This window comes from Ponticaulis koreensis DSM 19734, assembly GCF_000420665.1.
GTDB lineage: Bacteria > Pseudomonadota > Alphaproteobacteria > Caulobacterales > Hyphomonadaceae > Ponticaulis > Ponticaulis koreensis.
Genome location: NZ_ATVJ01000001.1, coordinates 1,446,428 through 1,460,909 on the forward strand (window position 1 = coordinate 1,446,428; position 14,482 = coordinate 1,460,909).

Genomic DNA, 14,482 nt, shown 5'->3' on the forward strand with positions numbered 1-14,482 from the left:
CAAGCGGCGGCAACAAGACATATTGAGGAGTGTCGAGAGGCAATGCCCGATGATCAGCAGTAAAATTGCATTCTGATCGGTCACGCTGATCGAGAACCATTGTACGCTATCAGTGCAAGGTTCGTTGGTAGCATTGAGCCATATTCGGCCATTTGTGAGGAACAACGGCCGTTTGAAGCATCGAGCAATGGTCAAACCTATCCTGCCGTCTCATGTAGCTTTAATGGATTACGTTCCGAGTTACCAATGAGCGCTGATTTCGCCGACCAATTCGGCGAAAATTGGGATGATGGTCGTTTTACCGACGTGTGAGATACCGTTTCTTATCAGAACGATGCTTGGGGGCTCGGCTGGCCTCAGTCAGATGCGGGTTCCGTTACATACTCGGTAACGTGGCAGTGGCCCGGTTTAGGTCGTGTGAATACCTTAGATTCTGGGTTGAGAGAGTGTTCTGAGGTTGACAGCGGTCCCTGTATTAGCGACCCGGGATTACCGTTTTCCGAAATGCTCGAAGCGATAGCGATTGCCGAACATGAGTTCGAGCAAAGAAACAGAGAATAACAGCTACCCGCCCGGCACGTCATCGCCGAAGGCTTCCATGAGTAGGTCCTCTTCGGCCTCAGCGAGAATGGCTTCAGAGGCTGAAACGCCTGCCACAGGTTCACGGCCAACTTCCAGCATGACCGGAACGGCGAAGGGCGAAATGCGCTCAAGGTCTGCATGCACGATGTGGCCCTTCACGCGCTCAAGCAGCTGACCAAGACGGCGGATATCCAGCTGACCTTCACCGGCTTCCTCGCGGGCTGCCTGCAGAAGGATATGGTCCGGCTCATGGCTGCGCAGCACGTCATAGATGAGATCGGTTGAGAAGGTGACCTGACGGCCTGTCTTCTCTGTGCCCGGCTGGCGGCGCAGGATCAGGCCTGCAATCTGCGCGCATTGTTTGAAGGTGCGTTTCATCATGAAGCTCTCATCCAGCCATTCTTCAAGATCATCGCCCAGCATGTCCTGATGGAAGAGCTTGCCCATATCTAGCCCGCCCATCGGCTCCAGCCCCCAGATCGCCATGGCGTATTCGGAGCCGACAAAGCCGAGCGGACGATAGCCCCAGCGCTCCAGTCTGCGGGTGAGCAGCATGCCAAGTGTCTGGTGCGCGAGCCGCCCATCAAACGGATAGCAGACAAGGTAATGCCGCCCGGCGCGGGGGAAGGTTTCAACCAGCATTTTATCTGCAGGCGGGATGAACGAGCGTAGCTTCTGAATGCGTATCCATTCGGCGACCTGTTCTGGCAGATGTGCCCAGCCGGCTTCATTGTGCAGGAGCTTCCTGACGCGGTCTGCCAGAAAGGTGGAGAGCGGAAATTTGCCGCCCGCATAATAGGGGATAGCAGGTTCCGGATCATTCGAACGTGTGGTGATGACGTTTGTCTCTGCAATGCCTTCAAAGGCCAGCACTTCTCCGCCGAACAGGAAGGTGTCGCCCGGCGTGAGGCTTTCGATAAAGCCTTCTTCGATTTCGCCCAGAACCTTGCCGCCATAGGCAGGTGAGGTGATGCGGCCCTGACCATCGCGCTTGATACGCGAGAAGACTTTGACCTTCAGCATAGCCGCTTCGATAATCGTGCCGACATTCAGGCGATGGCCCTGCGCATCTCGCGGTGTGCGGGCGTGCCAGAGGCCGTCCTTACGCTTCACGATGCGTTTGAACCGGTCATAGCTTCGCAGCGCATAGCCGCCCGTCGCGACGAGATCGACGACGCGCTCGAATGTGTCCCAGTCGATATGGGCATAGGGCGCAACGGACGTAATTTCTTCAAACAGACGGGCCATATCGAAGCCCTCGCCACAGGCGCGGCCCATCACATGCTGGGCGAGCACATCCAGCCCGCCTTTGACGCGGTCAGAGCCGTCCAGCGCGCGGTCATCCACGGCTTCTTTCGCGGCGCGGCATTCGAGAACCTCAAAACGGTTGGTCGGTACAAGGAGGGCGCGGGAGGGCTCATCCAGACGGTGGTTGGCCCGGCCAATGCGCTGGATGAGGCGGGAGGAGCCTTTTGGCGCCCCCATCTGGATCACAAGGTCTACATCGCCCCAGTCAATGCCGAGGTCGAGCGTAGAGGTGCAGACTACCGCGCGAAGTATGCCCTTCGCCATGGCCGCTTCTACCTTGCGGCGCTGTTCTACATCCAGCGAGCCATGATGAAGCGCGATGGGCAGGCTGTCATCATTGGCCTGCCACAGCTCCTGAAACAACAGCTCTGCCTGAGAACGCGTATTGACGAAAACCAGCGCAAGGCGGGCCTTTTTGATTTCCTTGTACACTTCGCCAATCGCGAACCGCCCCGAATGGCCGGACCAGGGAATGCGCTCTTTCGAAATGAGAAGATCGATATTCGCGTCTGCACCGCCCGCCGCCGTAATTGTTGTTGCGCCGCCCAGCCAGTGAGTGAGTTTATCCGGATCAGCTACAGTTGCAGACAGGCCGGTAAGGCGCAGGTTCGGTGCCCAGCTTTTCAACGTGGCAAGGCCAAGCGCCAGAAGGTCTCCGCGCTTGGTGGGCGCTATGGCGTGGATCTCGTCAATGATTACGCATTTCAGGTCTTCGAAAAATTCGCTCGCCCTGTCAGAGGCAATGAACAGCGCGAGCTGTTCCGGCGTGGTCAGCAGGATGTCAGGCGGATTGGCGCGCTGTCGCTGGCGGCGCGATTGCGGCGTGTCACCGGTGCGCGTCTCAATGCGGATATCGAGCCCCATCTCCTCAACCGGTGTGTTGAGATTTCGGTGAACATCGACGGCGAGCGCCTTCAGCGGCGAAATATAGAGTGTGTGCAGGCGAGGGCGCGTATTGTTCGACTGACGCTTTTGCTTCGCCAGATCAATCAGGCTTGGCAGGAAACCGGCCAGCGTTTTGCCTGCACCTGTTGGTGCAATCAGAAGCGCGCTTTCATCGCGGGTCGCAGCATCGGCGAGCGCCAGCTGATGGGCGCGCGGCTGCCAGCCCCGTGAGGCGAACCAGTCTTCAAACAGGTCAGGAAGTGAAATGCGGGGTGCGCCGTCAGCCATGATTGGAACATAGCGTGAAAACGCCGTGCGTCATCTGCGAACTACAACCTGACAAAATTCTCATTTGATTTCGGGCGGGGTTCGGGCTGATGTGAGTTCTAATACGGAGACCAGTCATGCGTTTTGCCCTTCCAGTTATCGCCCTCGCTTTCAGTGCCGCCGGACCGGCTTTAGCCGATGAAAGCTGGCCAGCGCTATTTCGTGATGCCGTCGGCCCGTATCAGGGTGAGGAAACGCTTCATAGCTTCGATATGTCTGTCACGCGCGGGTCGGGCGATGTGCTGTTTCGCTATAGCTATGATCCGGCCTCGTCGACGCCTGTGACGATTCACGAACAGACCGACCAGATTAGCGAAGCAGACCTTCTTGAAAGCGTTTCAGACGATGCTGGCGACATCTGGTGTGATGGCATGGAAGACCGCGTGAAGGGTGACGTAGAGCTGGCCGCCGAAAGCGACACAACGGCCACCTTCACTTTCACGCCAACAACGCCGGAAGATGCCGAAGACTTCGAGCGCCAGATCGCAGAACGCTCCATCGGGACTGTGGTGGTCGATAAAGAAACGCGTCAGCTCGTCTCCTTCCAGTATCATCTGCCGGAATCCTTCAAGCCGATGATCATCGCCCGTGTGCACACATTCGATATGTTCGGCACATGCGAGGCGGGGCCATCCGGTCGCCCGTATCTTTCCGAACTCACTATGGCGTTTGATGTGTCGGCCATGGGCCAGCGCCAGAGCGAATCCAGCATTCAGCGTGTCGAGAATGTGGAAGTCGCGCGCTAGAGAACACTCAGCGTTTGACATGGGCGCGAGGTGTGCGGCATCTGCTTGCAGCGAATCTCTCACCCTCTGAGGCCCCAATGCGTACACTCATCGTAGTTCCTGCCCGCTATGGTTCCACCCGTTTTCCGGGTAAGCCGCTTATGGAAATTGCAGGTAAATCCATGGTGCTGCGCGTGGCGGAGACGGCGAAGGCTGCTGCGGATATTATCGGCGATGCAGGCTATGTGGTCGCGACAGATGACGAACGCATTGCGGCGCATTGCGAGGCAGAAGGCGTGCCGGTTGTCCTGACGCCTGAAGACGTTGCGACAGGCACAGACCGGGCGCTTGCGGCTGTCTCGGCACTGGGGCTTGAGCCTGAAGTTGTCATCAATCTGCAGGGCGATGCGCCGTTTACCCCGCCGCAAATGGTGGCCGATGTCGGCAAGGCTGTTCTAGAGACCGGCGATGATGCAGCAACGCCGGTTGTGCGCCTGACATGGGAGGCCCTGGACGAGCTGCGTGAGCATAAGAAGATCGCGCCATTCTCCGGCACAACGTGCGTGCGCGGGCCGGATGAACGTGCGTTATGGTTCTCCAAGAACATCATTCCGGGCCTGCGCAAGGAAGAGAAAATGCGCGGCGAGGGGGAGTTCTCACCCGTGCTGCGCCATATCGGGCTTTATGCCTATTCTCTAAGCGCGCTGAAGGCGTTCGCTGAGATGCCGGAGTCTCACTATGAGGCGCTGGAAGGTCTTGAGCAGCTGCGCATGTTGGAAGCCGGCATGAAAATTCGGGTGGTGGAAGTGCCTGCGCCGGAAGTTTCTATTTCGGGTGTAGATACGCCAGAGGACCTCGCGCTGGCCGAACGTATCCTGAAAGAAAAAGGCCTCGTCTGAGCGATCAGGATTTGAGGTTTGCTCGCGTGATCAGCATAACGGGCAGAATACCAATCGCAATGAGGATAAGCGCGGCGACAGAGGCTTCTGCGAGGCGCTCATCCGAGGCAAGGCGATAGACCTGCGTTGCCAGCGTTTCGAAATTGGCAGGACGTAGCAGAAGCGTTGCGGGCAGTTCGCGCATCGTGTCGATGAAGACCAGCAGTCCCGCCGAATAGAGCGCAGGCTTGAGGCCCGGCAGGTGCACTTCAAATACAATACGTGAGAGGCGTGAGCCGAGCGTGCGGGCTGCTTCGTCCATAGCGCGCGGGATTGATGATACAGCAGGCTCGACCGTGTTGTAGGACACAGTCAGGAAGCGGATCACATAAGCGTAAATCAGCGTAACGACCGTGCCTGTGAGGAAGAGGCCGGGTGCCCAGCCAAACTGGTCGAGCATCCAGCGTGAAATCGATTTATCAATTGTCGTCATCGGCAGAAGAAGACCAACCGCGAGCAGCGTGCCGGGCAGAGCGTAGCCGAGCGTCGCAAGGCGTGTTGCCGCGCTCATCGGTCCGGTTTTCTGGTTGCGCGTACGACCGCGCTGGGCATAGGCGAGGAACAGCGAGAGCGCGAGTGTGAGGCCTGCAGCGATAACCGACATGGTGACAGAGTTCGTCGCGAAAGACACAAACTGAGGCATGCCGTTGCGGGCGATATCGCCAGCCGCAAGGTAGACGAGGCGGGCGACAGGGAAGGCAAAGCCGATCAGGATTGGCATGATGCAGGCAAAAGCGGCTAGCCATTGCAGCGGTCTGGACGGTTTCATGCGGCGCAGAACGGTATCGCGGGCGATATCATTATTGGCCTGAGACGGGCGGAAGCGGCGCTCAGCCATCACCAGAATGGCCATGATAACCAGAAGCAGACCTGACAGGCGCAGCGCTGAAACCGGATCGCCCATGCCGTACCAAGCGCGATAAATGCCGGTCGAGAAGGTCGGAACGCCAAAATAGTCCGCTACGCCGAAGTCGGCTGCTGTTTCCATCAGTGTGAGGGCAATGCCGCCCAGAATGGCTGCACGGGCGGCTGGTAGTGCAACGCTCCAGAAGGCGCGCAGCGGTGAGGCGCCAAGCGAGCGGGCAGCAGCAAAGCGGGTCTGAGACTGATTCAGAAAGGCAGATCGCGCGAGCAGATAGACATACGGGTAGAGTACGAAGGAAAGCACCAGCCCCGCGCCCGGAAGTGTGCGGATCGCCGGAAACCAGTAATCATCTGCGCCCCAGCCCATCAGGCCGCGTAGCGCAGACTGAACAGGGCCGGCATAGTCCATCAGGTCTGTATAGACGTATGAGGCGATATAGGCCGGTGAAGCGATTGGCAGAACCAGAAGCCATTCGACGACTTTGCGCCCCGGAAACTCAATCGATGTGACGAGCCATGCGCTCACCGTGCCAATGCTGCCGGTCAGAACGCCAACCATAACCAGAAGCGCCAGCGTGTTAATCACATATTCGGACAGCACCGTTTCGGAGAGGTGTGACCACGTGCCATCACTCTCGCCCATCGAGCCTATGATAACTCCGAACAGAGGCAGGGTGAGGAGGGCCGCGATCAAAAAGACAAGGCTTGCCAGCGCAACTCGACGCAAATGATTTTGCGTTTGCGACTGAGGTCTTATAGCGATGCTTTTTGACGCGTTCATGATCTCGCTCTAGACCGGGCGCATTCAATAGTCAAAGTAATGCTTATGACACTCATTCTCGAAAATCTGACCCATTCATATGGGGATATGCAGACACTGAACGCGCTTTCTCTCTCGGTCCGCAGCGGAGAGGTTGTCTCGCTTCTCGGTCCTTCGGGATGTGGGAAAACGACGCTGCTGCGCCTTGTCGCAGGATTGGAGCATCTTTCCAGCGGTCAGATCATGCTGAACAATGAGCTGCTCGCCGCGCCGGACCACCATCCTGCGCCAGAAAAGCGCCCTGTTGGTCTGGTGTTTCAGGAGCATGCGCTGTTCCCGAATATGTCGGTGGCCGAGAATATCGAGTTCGGTCTGAAATCCATGCCGCCGGCGGAACGTCAGGCCCGTCGTAAGGCGCTGCTCGAAATGGTCGGGCTTGCCGGTTATGACCAACGAAAGCCGGGCACCTTGTCAGGTGGTCAGCAGCAGCGTGTGGCGCTGGCCCGTGCGCTTGCGCCTGCGCCAAAGGTCATGCTGCTCGATGAGCCTTATGCGAGCGTCGACATTATGCTGCGCCGTGAGCTGCGTGAGGCGGCTCGTGTTCTTCTGAAAGAAGCGGGTAGCGCTTCCATTCTGGTGACGCACGATCCTGAAGAAGCGCTGGAAATGTCGGACAAGATCGCTGTCATGTCCAAAGGTCGCATCCTGCAGGTGGACGAGCCAGATAAGGTGATCAACGAGCCAGTTTGTGCGGAAGTCGCCAGCCTTTTTGGCGATGCACAGTTGTTTGACGGTCATATTGAAGGCGAAGAGTTTGTTTGCGCTGCGGGCCGGTTTGGGCTCGGAGAGGTCGCACGCCGTGAAGGTCCAGTCAGCTCCATGGTGATCCGTCCGTCAGGTGTACGCTTTACGGCGGCCGAAGATGGCGAATGGGTGGTGCGCGATGTGCGTTATCGCAGTTCCGGACGTGTGTTGTTCGTTTCCCGCGTGGATGCCGCGGCGATCTCTCTCGTGCGCGTAGATGCTGACGAAAACGCCCTGCCGGAGATCGGCGCGAAAGGGCATTTATCCCTTCGTCAGCGTAATGCCTTCCTTTTCGACAAAGAGTCGCAATGAGCGGCCTTGTAGACTCGCACATAACGGCCTAGATAAGAACGGTTCTCAATAAAGGAGGCCGTTTTGGCTCATCTGAAATCTGCTTCGCTCGCGCTGTGTTTTGGTCTTGCTGCCTGCGGGGGAAGTTCGCCGGATGAAACCACTGAAACGTCTGCGACACCTGCCAATGCAGGCGTCGTGAATGTCTATTCCGCCCGCCACTATGATTCAGATCACGCGCTATATGAGCAGTTTGAAGCCGAGACCGGCATTCGCGTGAACCTACTCGAAGGCGAGAGTGAGCAGCTTATCCAGCGCCTCGTGAATGAGGCAGAGTTCTCACCAGCCGACATTCTGATCACTGTTGATGCAGGCCGCCTGTTCCGCGCGGTTGAGGCAGATGTCTTCCAACCGCTGGATGACGAGTTGCTCCAGTCCCGCGTGCCGGATTATGTGCGCGACCCGAACAATCTCTGGTACGGCTTCACCAAGCGTGCGCGCGTGATTGTGTACAATAAATCCGAGGGCGCACCTGAAGGTCTGGCGACGTATGAAGACCTCGCAGATCCGGCCTATCAGGGCGAAGTCTGCATGCGGTCATCGTCTAACATCTACAACATCTCGCTTCTGGCTTCGATTGTGGAGCGTGATGGTGAAGAGGCGGCTCAGGAATGGGCTGAAGGCGTGGTTGAGAACTTTGCGCGTCCGCCGCAGGGCAATGACACATCCATTCTTCAATCCATCGCAGCGGGTGAGTGCGGCATTGGCCTTGCGAACACCTATTACATTGCTCGTTTTGCAGCGTCGGATAATCCTGAACTTCGCGCGGTTTACGATAATATCGGCATCATCTTCCCGAACCAGGATGGATCCGGTACGCACGTCAACGTATCTGGCGGTGGTCTCACCCAGTATGCGCCGAACCGTGAAAATGCGATCGAGCTGCTTCACTTCCTGACGCGCGAAGACGTTCAGACAGCGTTCTCTGCAGGCAATAACGAGTATCCGGTCAATCTTGAGGCTGAGCTGGCGCCGCAAGTGTCCGGCCTTGGTGATTTCCGCGAGGATGATCTGCAGGTAACTGCGCTTGGCACCAATCAGGCGACGGCTGTTCGCGTGTTTGACCGGGCAGGCTGGCGCTAAGCGTCCCGTCTTAGTTTAAGTCTTTGCAAGAGCTGCCCGCACTGCTGCGTCGGCAGCTCTTGTTGTTTCTGGCAGGCGGTATTTCGGGCTGGTATTAAGGACGAACCCGATAGCCTCTTCCAGCGTAATCCTGTTGCCGACAGATACGAAGATCGGGTTCACACCGTTCTGTGTGCGAAGCGCCGCGCCAATGGTTTCACCGTCCATAACCACAGGCGACCAGCTGCCGCGCGGCTCAGCGGGCATCTCCCATTCTCCGCAGAGATGGTTCTTTGCGCAGCCGATTACCGGCCAGTCCAGCAGAACGCCCAGATGGCAGGCGAGACCGAAACGTCTTGGATGGATGCGCCCATGGCCGTCACAAATGATGACGTCCGGCCAGAACGCGCGATCACACTGTGCAAAGAGCGGTAAGACAGCAGGCAGCTCGCGGAAGGAAAACAGGCCTGGAACATAGGGAAATGCTGTCTTCCCGCGCGAGGTGTGCGAGGCGACATGCTGCACGGACGGGTAGTCGAAGCGCGAAAGTGCTGCAACCAGTTCATCGCTTTCCTCATCATAGGCGACGTCCAGTCCGCCTATGGTGTGCACCGTTCTGTCCAGTGGTGTTTCTATCACCTTGTTCGCCATCTCTTTTTGGAGCGACAAAGCTTCAGCTTCGGTTTTGGGCCAGTCCGGAGAAATTTGCGTGCTCAATGCGTCACTTTCTGATCAATCTGCAGCATTGTTCTTCAACACGGGAATAGAGGCAAGGAATGGCGTGTTGTGCGGTTGACCGGACTCATCTGGTCCGCAAAGTAGAAACACCCTTCGAGTAAATGGAGCCCTGTTTGGCTGATATCTTTACAACGTCTTCGCCCAATGAATGGTGGCGCGGTGCGACCTTCTACCAGATCTATCCGCGTAGTTTTCAGGATACGAATGGCGATGGCGTTGGCGATCTCAAAGGGATTACCGAGCGGCTGGAATATGTTGCATCGCTGAACGTGGATGCGATCTGGCTGTCGCCCTTTTTCAAGTCGCCGATGAAGGACTTCGGATATGACGTGTCCGACTATTGCGACGTTGATCCGATTTTCGGGACGATTGAGGATTTCGAGGCGCTGTTCAAACGGGCCAAGGAGCTCGGTCTGAAAGTCATTATCGATCAGGTTTATTCCCACACATCCGACCAGCATAACTGGTTTCTGGAGAGCCGGAAAAGCCGGACGAATGATAAGGCGGACTGGTATATCTGGGCTGATGCCAAGCCGGACGGATCGCCGCCAAATAACTGGCAGGCTTATTTTGGCGGCTCATCCTGGCAATGGGACTCCAGCCGCAAACAATACTTCATGCATAACTTTCTGAGTTCCCAGCCGGACCTCAACCTGCACCATCCAAAGGTTCAGGACGCTCTGCTTGATGTGACCCGTTTCTGGCTGGATCGCGGTGTGGACGGTTTCCGCCTCGATGTCGTGAACTGCTTCATGCACGACCCTGAACTTCGCGATAATCCGCCGTCAGGTCGCCCGATTGAGGAAGTGGTTCGCAGCTTTGATATGCAGGATCATATCTATAGTGAAACTCACCATGAGACGGTGAATTTCCTGACGCGTATGCGCTGGGTGCTCGACGGCTATGAGGGCAATAAGTTCACGGTCGCAGAAGTCTCCAGCCCTGACCCGTTCAAGTTTCAGCGCGAATATACATCCGGTCATCAACGTCTGAACACGTCTTACAATTTCGACTTCCTCTATCTTGATCATCTGACGGGTTGGTCGATTGCGAATTCACTTTCCAGCTGGGAAGGCGATCCGGCCCATGGCTGGCCAAGCTGGGCGTTTTCCAACCATGACGCGCCGCGCGTTCTCTCGCGTTGGTCGGATGGGATGAACACGGTTGTCCATGCCAAGCTTTATCTGCTTTTGCTGCTGAGTATGCGTGGCACGGTCTTTATGTATCAGGGCGAGGAGCTGGGCCTGCCGACGGGCAATGTGCCGTATGAATTCCTGCAAGACCCCGAAGCCATCGAGAACTGGCCGCATACACTGGGCCGCGATGGGGCGCGCACGCCGTTCCCATGGTCGTCAACGGAAGAGAATGCAGGCTTCACCACTGGTGAGCCATGGCTGCCGGTAGATCCGGCGCATGCCGCGCTAGCCCCTGATGTTCAGGAGGCGGATGAGTACTCCACATTGGTGTTTGCACGAGAAGCGATCCGTCTGCGCCGTGATCTGGCCCCGATCCGGATTGGTGATCTGGCGTTCATCACGGCAGAAGAATACCTGCTCGCGTTTAAACGGAAGCAGGGCGATGAGACGATTCTCTGCGTGTTCAATCTCTCAAACCGGCCGCTGGAGTATGATTTCGAGCTGCCAGAGAAGCGCGAGCTGATCATTTCGAATATCGGCGTGGAGCCGCACAATATCGAAAATGAGATACCGGCGCTCACCGGCTATTGGTGGAAAATATAGATCCAGTCCTGTCAGATGTGTGATCGCTTTGTGCTCAAAGGTCGCGTTGACGTCTGACCGCCAAGGCCTCATCTGACCGGAATGACAAGAGTTTCCCCTATCTCGGCAGGCCTAGCAGAGCGCTGCCCGAATTGTGGCCAGGGCCGTGTGTTCCGGGGCTATCTTAAATTCAAGCCAAACTGCGAGGCGTGCGGTCAAGACTTTTTGAGCTCTGACACAGCTGATGGACCGGCCTTCTTCGTTGGCTTCCTCGTGCTGATCATTTTCGCACCATTCGGATTTATCATTCCGATGGCGAATATCGGTCTGGCTCTGAAACTGTTTCTGATGTTTGTGCTGACCGTCGTTACGATCGTCGCGAGCCTGATCATGCTGCCTAAGGCCAAGTCTTTGATGATGGCTCTACAGGTAGCGAACAAGGCGAAGGAAGCCGAGCTCGATCACGGCGAAGACTAGATTCGTTGCTCCATAAAAAGCTGCCAGCCTTTGGAGGGGCTGGCACAGTTGAGCGAAAACTTCAGGCGGATATCAGTTTGAAATCGCGTTGGACGATCTGCCAGCTTCCGAGGAAGTGGCTGACGGGTTTGCCATCCGAACGTCTGATTGTTGTCTCTATCAGCGCTGTCCGACGGGTCTTTTCCGTCACCTTCGTTTCCACCGTATAGGTCTGCCCGGATGGCATCGGACGTAGGTAGCGCGATGATAAATCAACGGTTGAAAAGCCGCGTGGTTCCTCCAGTAGCGTAGAGAAGGCGTGGCCTTGTGCGACATCCGCCACGACGGTCTGCATGCCGCCCTGAATGATGCCATCATAGCTGTCGAGGGGCGCTTCGGCCCGCCAGGCGAGGGTGAGATATCCCGGCCCAGTGTCGATCAGCTCCAGTGTTTCTGAAAGGCCAGCCGTTCTCATAAAAGGTAAATCACGCGTGCGCCCTTCCGGCTGAAGGGCTGTGCGCACAGCCGTTAGTCCCCAGTTTTCGGGCTGCAGGGCATTGGCATTTTCGCTGAGTGTTGCAGTATCCGCCATCCAAGTCTCCAAAATGCACGTTTAAGTTGCGCTAAGGTTAACCATACTCGTTTCGATATTTCAACTAGGTTTGTGCGTCGGTTGAGATAAGGTGCCAGAAAAACAACGGGAGAGAGACATGCCTACAACGATGGAAAGCCTGAATAGCGCAGCATTACTGCCGGTATTGGCGCTGATTGCATGGACGCTGATTATCTGGGTCTGGATGTATGCCACGCGTATTCCGGCCATGAGCAAAGCCGGAATTGATCCGCAGAGCGGACAGCGCACGGGCAAGCTGGCAAATGCGCTGCCGGATTCAGTGGCGTTCAAAGCAGACAATTACAATCACTTGCTGGAACAGCCTGTGATCTTCTATGCGATGGCTTTCTTCCTGTCTCTTGGCGGTGGCCATGACAGCGTGAATGTTGCGCTATTGTGGGGCTATGTCGTGCTGCGTGTCATCCATTCCCTGATCCAGTGCACGGTTAATCATGTTGTGTCGCGTTTTCTCGTCTTCGCGCTTTCAACAATCTGTCTGATTGTCATTGTGGTGCGAGAGATTCTGCGCATATTCCTCGGCTGATGACACAAGACGGATTTCAGCCTGACCCTTTATTTCTTAAGCCAACAGACCGCGCAGCGACGGCTTCGGAGCTGCGCTATCTGAGGCATCTTCTCAGAGTTTCGCGGTCGGTGCTGAAAATGCACTTTCACCGGCTGATCAGGTTGCCTGTCATTGCGGTGCTGGTCGCTGTGATGTGCTGGATTTCGATCGCCGTCTCGCAGGGAATGGGTATCTGGTTTTATCTGTTCTGGGGCGGGTTTGGTGTTCTGTTGATCGCATGGATCAGCAAGGACATGATAGGCGAGTCCCGTCTCCATCAACGCAAATTCGAAACGGCGATTGAGGCGGCGCGCGTCCGGATCGCGCAAGTCGATGCACGCTCTGTCATGCGCGTTGAACGCAGCGGTGAGCAATCGGATATCTTATTGATGGAGCTGGAGAGCGGCCAGACGCTCGTTCTGTTCGCCAATGATTTCAGTTCAAAGGCGTTTCCGTGCCTGTCTTTCTCTTTGCGTGATTTTCTGAATTCTGAGGGCGGGGCCGTCTGGCACCATATTCGCTATCGCAGCGCCAAAGTGAAAGAGGTGGAACAGGTGGAGCTACGCATAGATGCGGATACACTCTCGCCGATGCAGCTTCTGCCCGAGCCGCCAGCCAGCTATGTAGGTGGCTGAAACTCACGCCGCCCTCTGTTCATTCGGGCAGACTTCGATTATCTCAGGCGTCTTCCAGGAGATCATCAGACAATGGCCACTATTCCAGCGCACCGCCTCGAACAGGTAATCGACCGCTTTGAGGAAGTCGAAGCCCGTATGGGTGCGGTATCCGATCCGGACGAAATTGTCGCGCTGTCGAAAGAGCATGCCGAACTGCGCCCTGTTGCCGAGAAGGCAAAAGAGCTTGCGCAGGCTCGCGCTGACTACGAAGAAGCCGAAACCATGATGGAGGGCGATGACCCTGAAATGGCCGAGCTTGCGCGCGAGGAATACTACGCGTTGAAAGAGTCGATCCCCGATCTGGAAAACGAAGTTCAAATCTTGCTTCTGCCAAAAGATCAGGATGATGATGCGAACGCAGTTCTCGAAGTGCGTGCCGGTACGGGTGGTGATGAAGCCGCGCTGTTCGCGGGCGATCTTTTCCGCATGTACCAACGCTACGCTCAGCTTCGGGGCTGGAAGATGAATGTCATCTCTGCGTCCGAGGGTGATGCGGGCGGCTATAAGGAAATCATCGCCGACATTGAGGGCGATGGTGTGTTCGGTAAGCTGAAGTTTGAATCCGGGGTGCATCGCGTCCAGCGGGTTCCGAAGACTGAAAGCGGTGGCCGTATTCACACGTCTGCGGCGACCGTGGCAGTTCTGCCAGCGCCAGAGAATGTCGAAATTGAAGTCAAACAGGAAGATATCCGGATCGATACGATGCGCGCGTCCGGTGCAGGCGGTCAGCACGTTAACACGACTGACTCTGCTGTCCGGATCACCCACCTTCCAACCGGCATCGTCGTGACCTCATCTGAGAAGTCTCAGCACGCAAACCGCGCCAAGGCGATGGAAGTGCTTAAAGTCCGCCTCTACGAGAAAGAGCGCGAGGAGAAAGACGCTGCTCGCTCTGAGGCCCGTAAATCGCAGGTTGGCTCCGGTGACCGTTCAGAGAAAATCCGCACCTATAACTTTCCGGAAAACCGCGTGTCCGATCACCGCATCAAGTTGACGCTCCATAAAATGGATACCGTTCTGGCGGGTGATGATCTTGGCGACGTGATCAATGCCCTTCTGGCTGAGGATCAAGCTGCCAAGCTCGCAGATATGGAAGCTGAAGGCTGATC

The 14,482-nt window shown here is 56.6% G+C and carries 13 protein-coding genes; 9 read left to right on the forward strand and 4 right to left on the reverse strand.

What is annotated here, in order from left to right; genetic code table 11:
- Positions 1 to 564: 564 nt before the first annotated feature.
- Entirely contained in the window at positions 565 to 3,063 is a 2,499-nt protein-coding gene (locus G523_RS0107505) for a ligase-associated DNA damage response DEXH box helicase (RefSeq protein ID WP_022694427.1), read from the reverse strand.
- A gap of 116 nt (positions 3,064 to 3,179) precedes the next feature.
- On the opposite strand from G523_RS0107505, the gene G523_RS0107510 reads away from it, so the two are divergent.
- Together G523_RS0107510 and G523_RS0107515 are read left to right on the forward strand one after the other, a co-directional pair.
- On the forward strand, positions 3,180 to 3,848 hold the full coding sequence (locus tag G523_RS0107510; RefSeq protein ID WP_022694428.1) for a hypothetical protein: 669 nt from the start codon (positions 3,180 to 3,182) through the stop codon (positions 3,846 to 3,848).
- Between the two features lie 77 nt (positions 3,849 to 3,925).
- Positions 3,926 to 4,726, forward strand: a complete 801-nt coding sequence (locus G523_RS0107515) for a 3-deoxy-manno-octulosonate cytidylyltransferase (protein ID WP_022694429.1) — start codon at positions 3,926 to 3,928, stop codon at positions 4,724 to 4,726.
- A 4-nt stretch (positions 4,727 to 4,730) separates the two neighbouring features.
- Here the strand turns inward: G523_RS0107515 and G523_RS0107520 are convergent, their stop codons facing one another.
- Positions 4,731 to 6,410, reverse strand: a complete 1,680-nt coding sequence (locus G523_RS0107520; protein ID WP_155802613.1) for an ABC transporter permease — start codon at positions 6,408 to 6,410, stop codon at positions 4,731 to 4,733.
- Positions 6,411 to 6,497: 87 nt separating this feature from the next.
- Here G523_RS0107520 and G523_RS18490 point away from each other — a divergent pair, with 87 nt between their 5' ends.
- Both G523_RS18490 and G523_RS0107530 read left to right on the forward strand, forming a co-directional pair.
- Entirely contained in the window at positions 6,498 to 7,505 is a 1,008-nt protein-coding gene (locus G523_RS18490) for an ABC transporter ATP-binding protein (RefSeq protein ID WP_162141036.1), read from the forward strand.
- A 63-nt stretch (positions 7,506 to 7,568) separates the two neighbouring features.
- A complete protein-coding gene (locus G523_RS0107530) occupies positions 7,569 to 8,627 on the forward strand; it encodes a Fe(3+) ABC transporter substrate-binding protein (protein WP_022694432.1) in 1,059 nt (352 codons plus the stop codon).
- A gap of 15 nt (positions 8,628 to 8,642) precedes the next feature.
- On the opposite strand, the gene G523_RS0107535 is transcribed toward G523_RS0107530, so the two are convergent.
- Positions 8,643 to 9,323: an endonuclease V gene (locus G523_RS0107535; RefSeq protein WP_022694433.1), complete on the reverse strand. Its 681-nt coding sequence runs from the start codon at positions 9,321 to 9,323 to the stop codon at positions 8,643 to 8,645.
- A gap of 122 nt (positions 9,324 to 9,445) precedes the next feature.
- On the opposite strand from G523_RS0107535, the gene G523_RS18495 reads away from it, so the two are divergent.
- Together G523_RS18495 and G523_RS0107545 are read left to right on the forward strand one after the other, a co-directional pair.
- Entirely contained in the window at positions 9,446 to 11,083 is a 1,638-nt protein-coding gene (locus tag G523_RS18495; RefSeq protein ID WP_033232355.1) for an alpha-glucosidase, read from the forward strand.
- An 81-nt stretch (positions 11,084 to 11,164) separates the two neighbouring features.
- A complete protein-coding gene (locus G523_RS0107545; protein WP_022694435.1) occupies positions 11,165 to 11,539 on the forward strand; it encodes a DUF983 domain-containing protein in 375 nt (124 codons plus the stop codon).
- Between the two features lie 61 nt (positions 11,540 to 11,600).
- On the opposite strand, the gene G523_RS0107550 is transcribed toward G523_RS0107545, so the two are convergent.
- The gene (locus tag G523_RS0107550; protein WP_022694436.1) at positions 11,601 to 12,110 is read right to left on the reverse strand and encodes a PaaI family thioesterase; all 510 of its coding nucleotides are present in this window, start codon (positions 12,108 to 12,110) and stop codon (positions 11,601 to 11,603) included.
- Positions 12,111 to 12,228: 118 nt separating this feature from the next.
- Here G523_RS0107550 and G523_RS0107555 point away from each other — a divergent pair, with 118 nt between their 5' ends.
- The 3 genes from G523_RS0107555 (at position 12,229) to prfA (ending at position 14,480) form a co-directional block, all read left to right on the forward strand.
- On the forward strand, positions 12,229 to 12,675 hold the full coding sequence (locus G523_RS0107555) for an MAPEG family protein (protein WP_022694437.1): 447 nt from the start codon (positions 12,229 to 12,231) through the stop codon (positions 12,673 to 12,675).
- Positions 12,676 to 12,794: 119 nt separating this feature from the next.
- On the forward strand, positions 12,795 to 13,331 hold the full coding sequence (locus G523_RS0107560) for a hypothetical protein (protein WP_155802614.1): 537 nt from the start codon (positions 12,795 to 12,797) through the stop codon (positions 13,329 to 13,331).
- Between the two features lie 72 nt (positions 13,332 to 13,403).
- Positions 13,404 to 14,480 carry a peptide chain release factor 1 gene (prfA, locus tag G523_RS0107565; protein WP_022694439.1) on the forward strand — a complete coding sequence of 359 codons (1,077 nt, stop codon included), beginning with the start codon at positions 13,404 to 13,406 and terminating at the stop codon, positions 14,478 to 14,480.
- Positions 14,481 to 14,482 lie beyond the last annotated feature (2 nt).

Bases quoted from the DNA above. Each gene is read 5' to 3' on its own strand.
- G523_RS0107505 (WP_022694427.1), bottom strand. From the start codon at position 3,063: ATGGCTGACGGCGCACCCCGCATTTCACTTCCTGACCTGTTTGAAGAC.
- G523_RS0107510 (WP_022694428.1), top strand. From the start codon at position 3,180: ATGCGTTTTGCCCTTCCAGTTATCGCCCTCGCTTTCAGTGCCGCCGGA.
- G523_RS0107515 (WP_022694429.1), top strand. From the start codon at position 3,926: ATGCGTACACTCATCGTAGTTCCTGCCCGCTATGGTTCCACCCGTTTT.
- G523_RS0107520 (WP_155802613.1), bottom strand. From the start codon at position 6,410: ATGAACGCGTCAAAAAGCATCGCTATAAGACCTCAGTCGCAAACGCAA.
- G523_RS18490 (WP_162141036.1), top strand. From the start codon at position 6,498: ATGCAGACACTGAACGCGCTTTCTCTCTCGGTCCGCAGCGGAGAGGTT.
- G523_RS18495 (WP_033232355.1), top strand. From the start codon at position 9,446: ATGGAGCCCTGTTTGGCTGATATCTTTACAACGTCTTCGCCCAATGAA.
- G523_RS0107545 (WP_022694435.1), top strand. From the start codon at position 11,165: ATGACAAGAGTTTCCCCTATCTCGGCAGGCCTAGCAGAGCGCTGCCCG.
- G523_RS0107550 (WP_022694436.1), bottom strand. From the start codon at position 12,110: ATGGCGGATACTGCAACACTCAGCGAAAATGCCAATGCCCTGCAGCCC.
- G523_RS0107555 (WP_022694437.1), top strand. From the start codon at position 12,229: ATGCCTACAACGATGGAAAGCCTGAATAGCGCAGCATTACTGCCGGTA.
- G523_RS0107560 (WP_155802614.1), top strand. From the start codon at position 12,795: ATGCACTTTCACCGGCTGATCAGGTTGCCTGTCATTGCGGTGCTGGTC.
- prfA (WP_022694439.1), top strand. From the start codon at position 13,404: ATGGCCACTATTCCAGCGCACCGCCTCGAACAGGTAATCGACCGCTTT.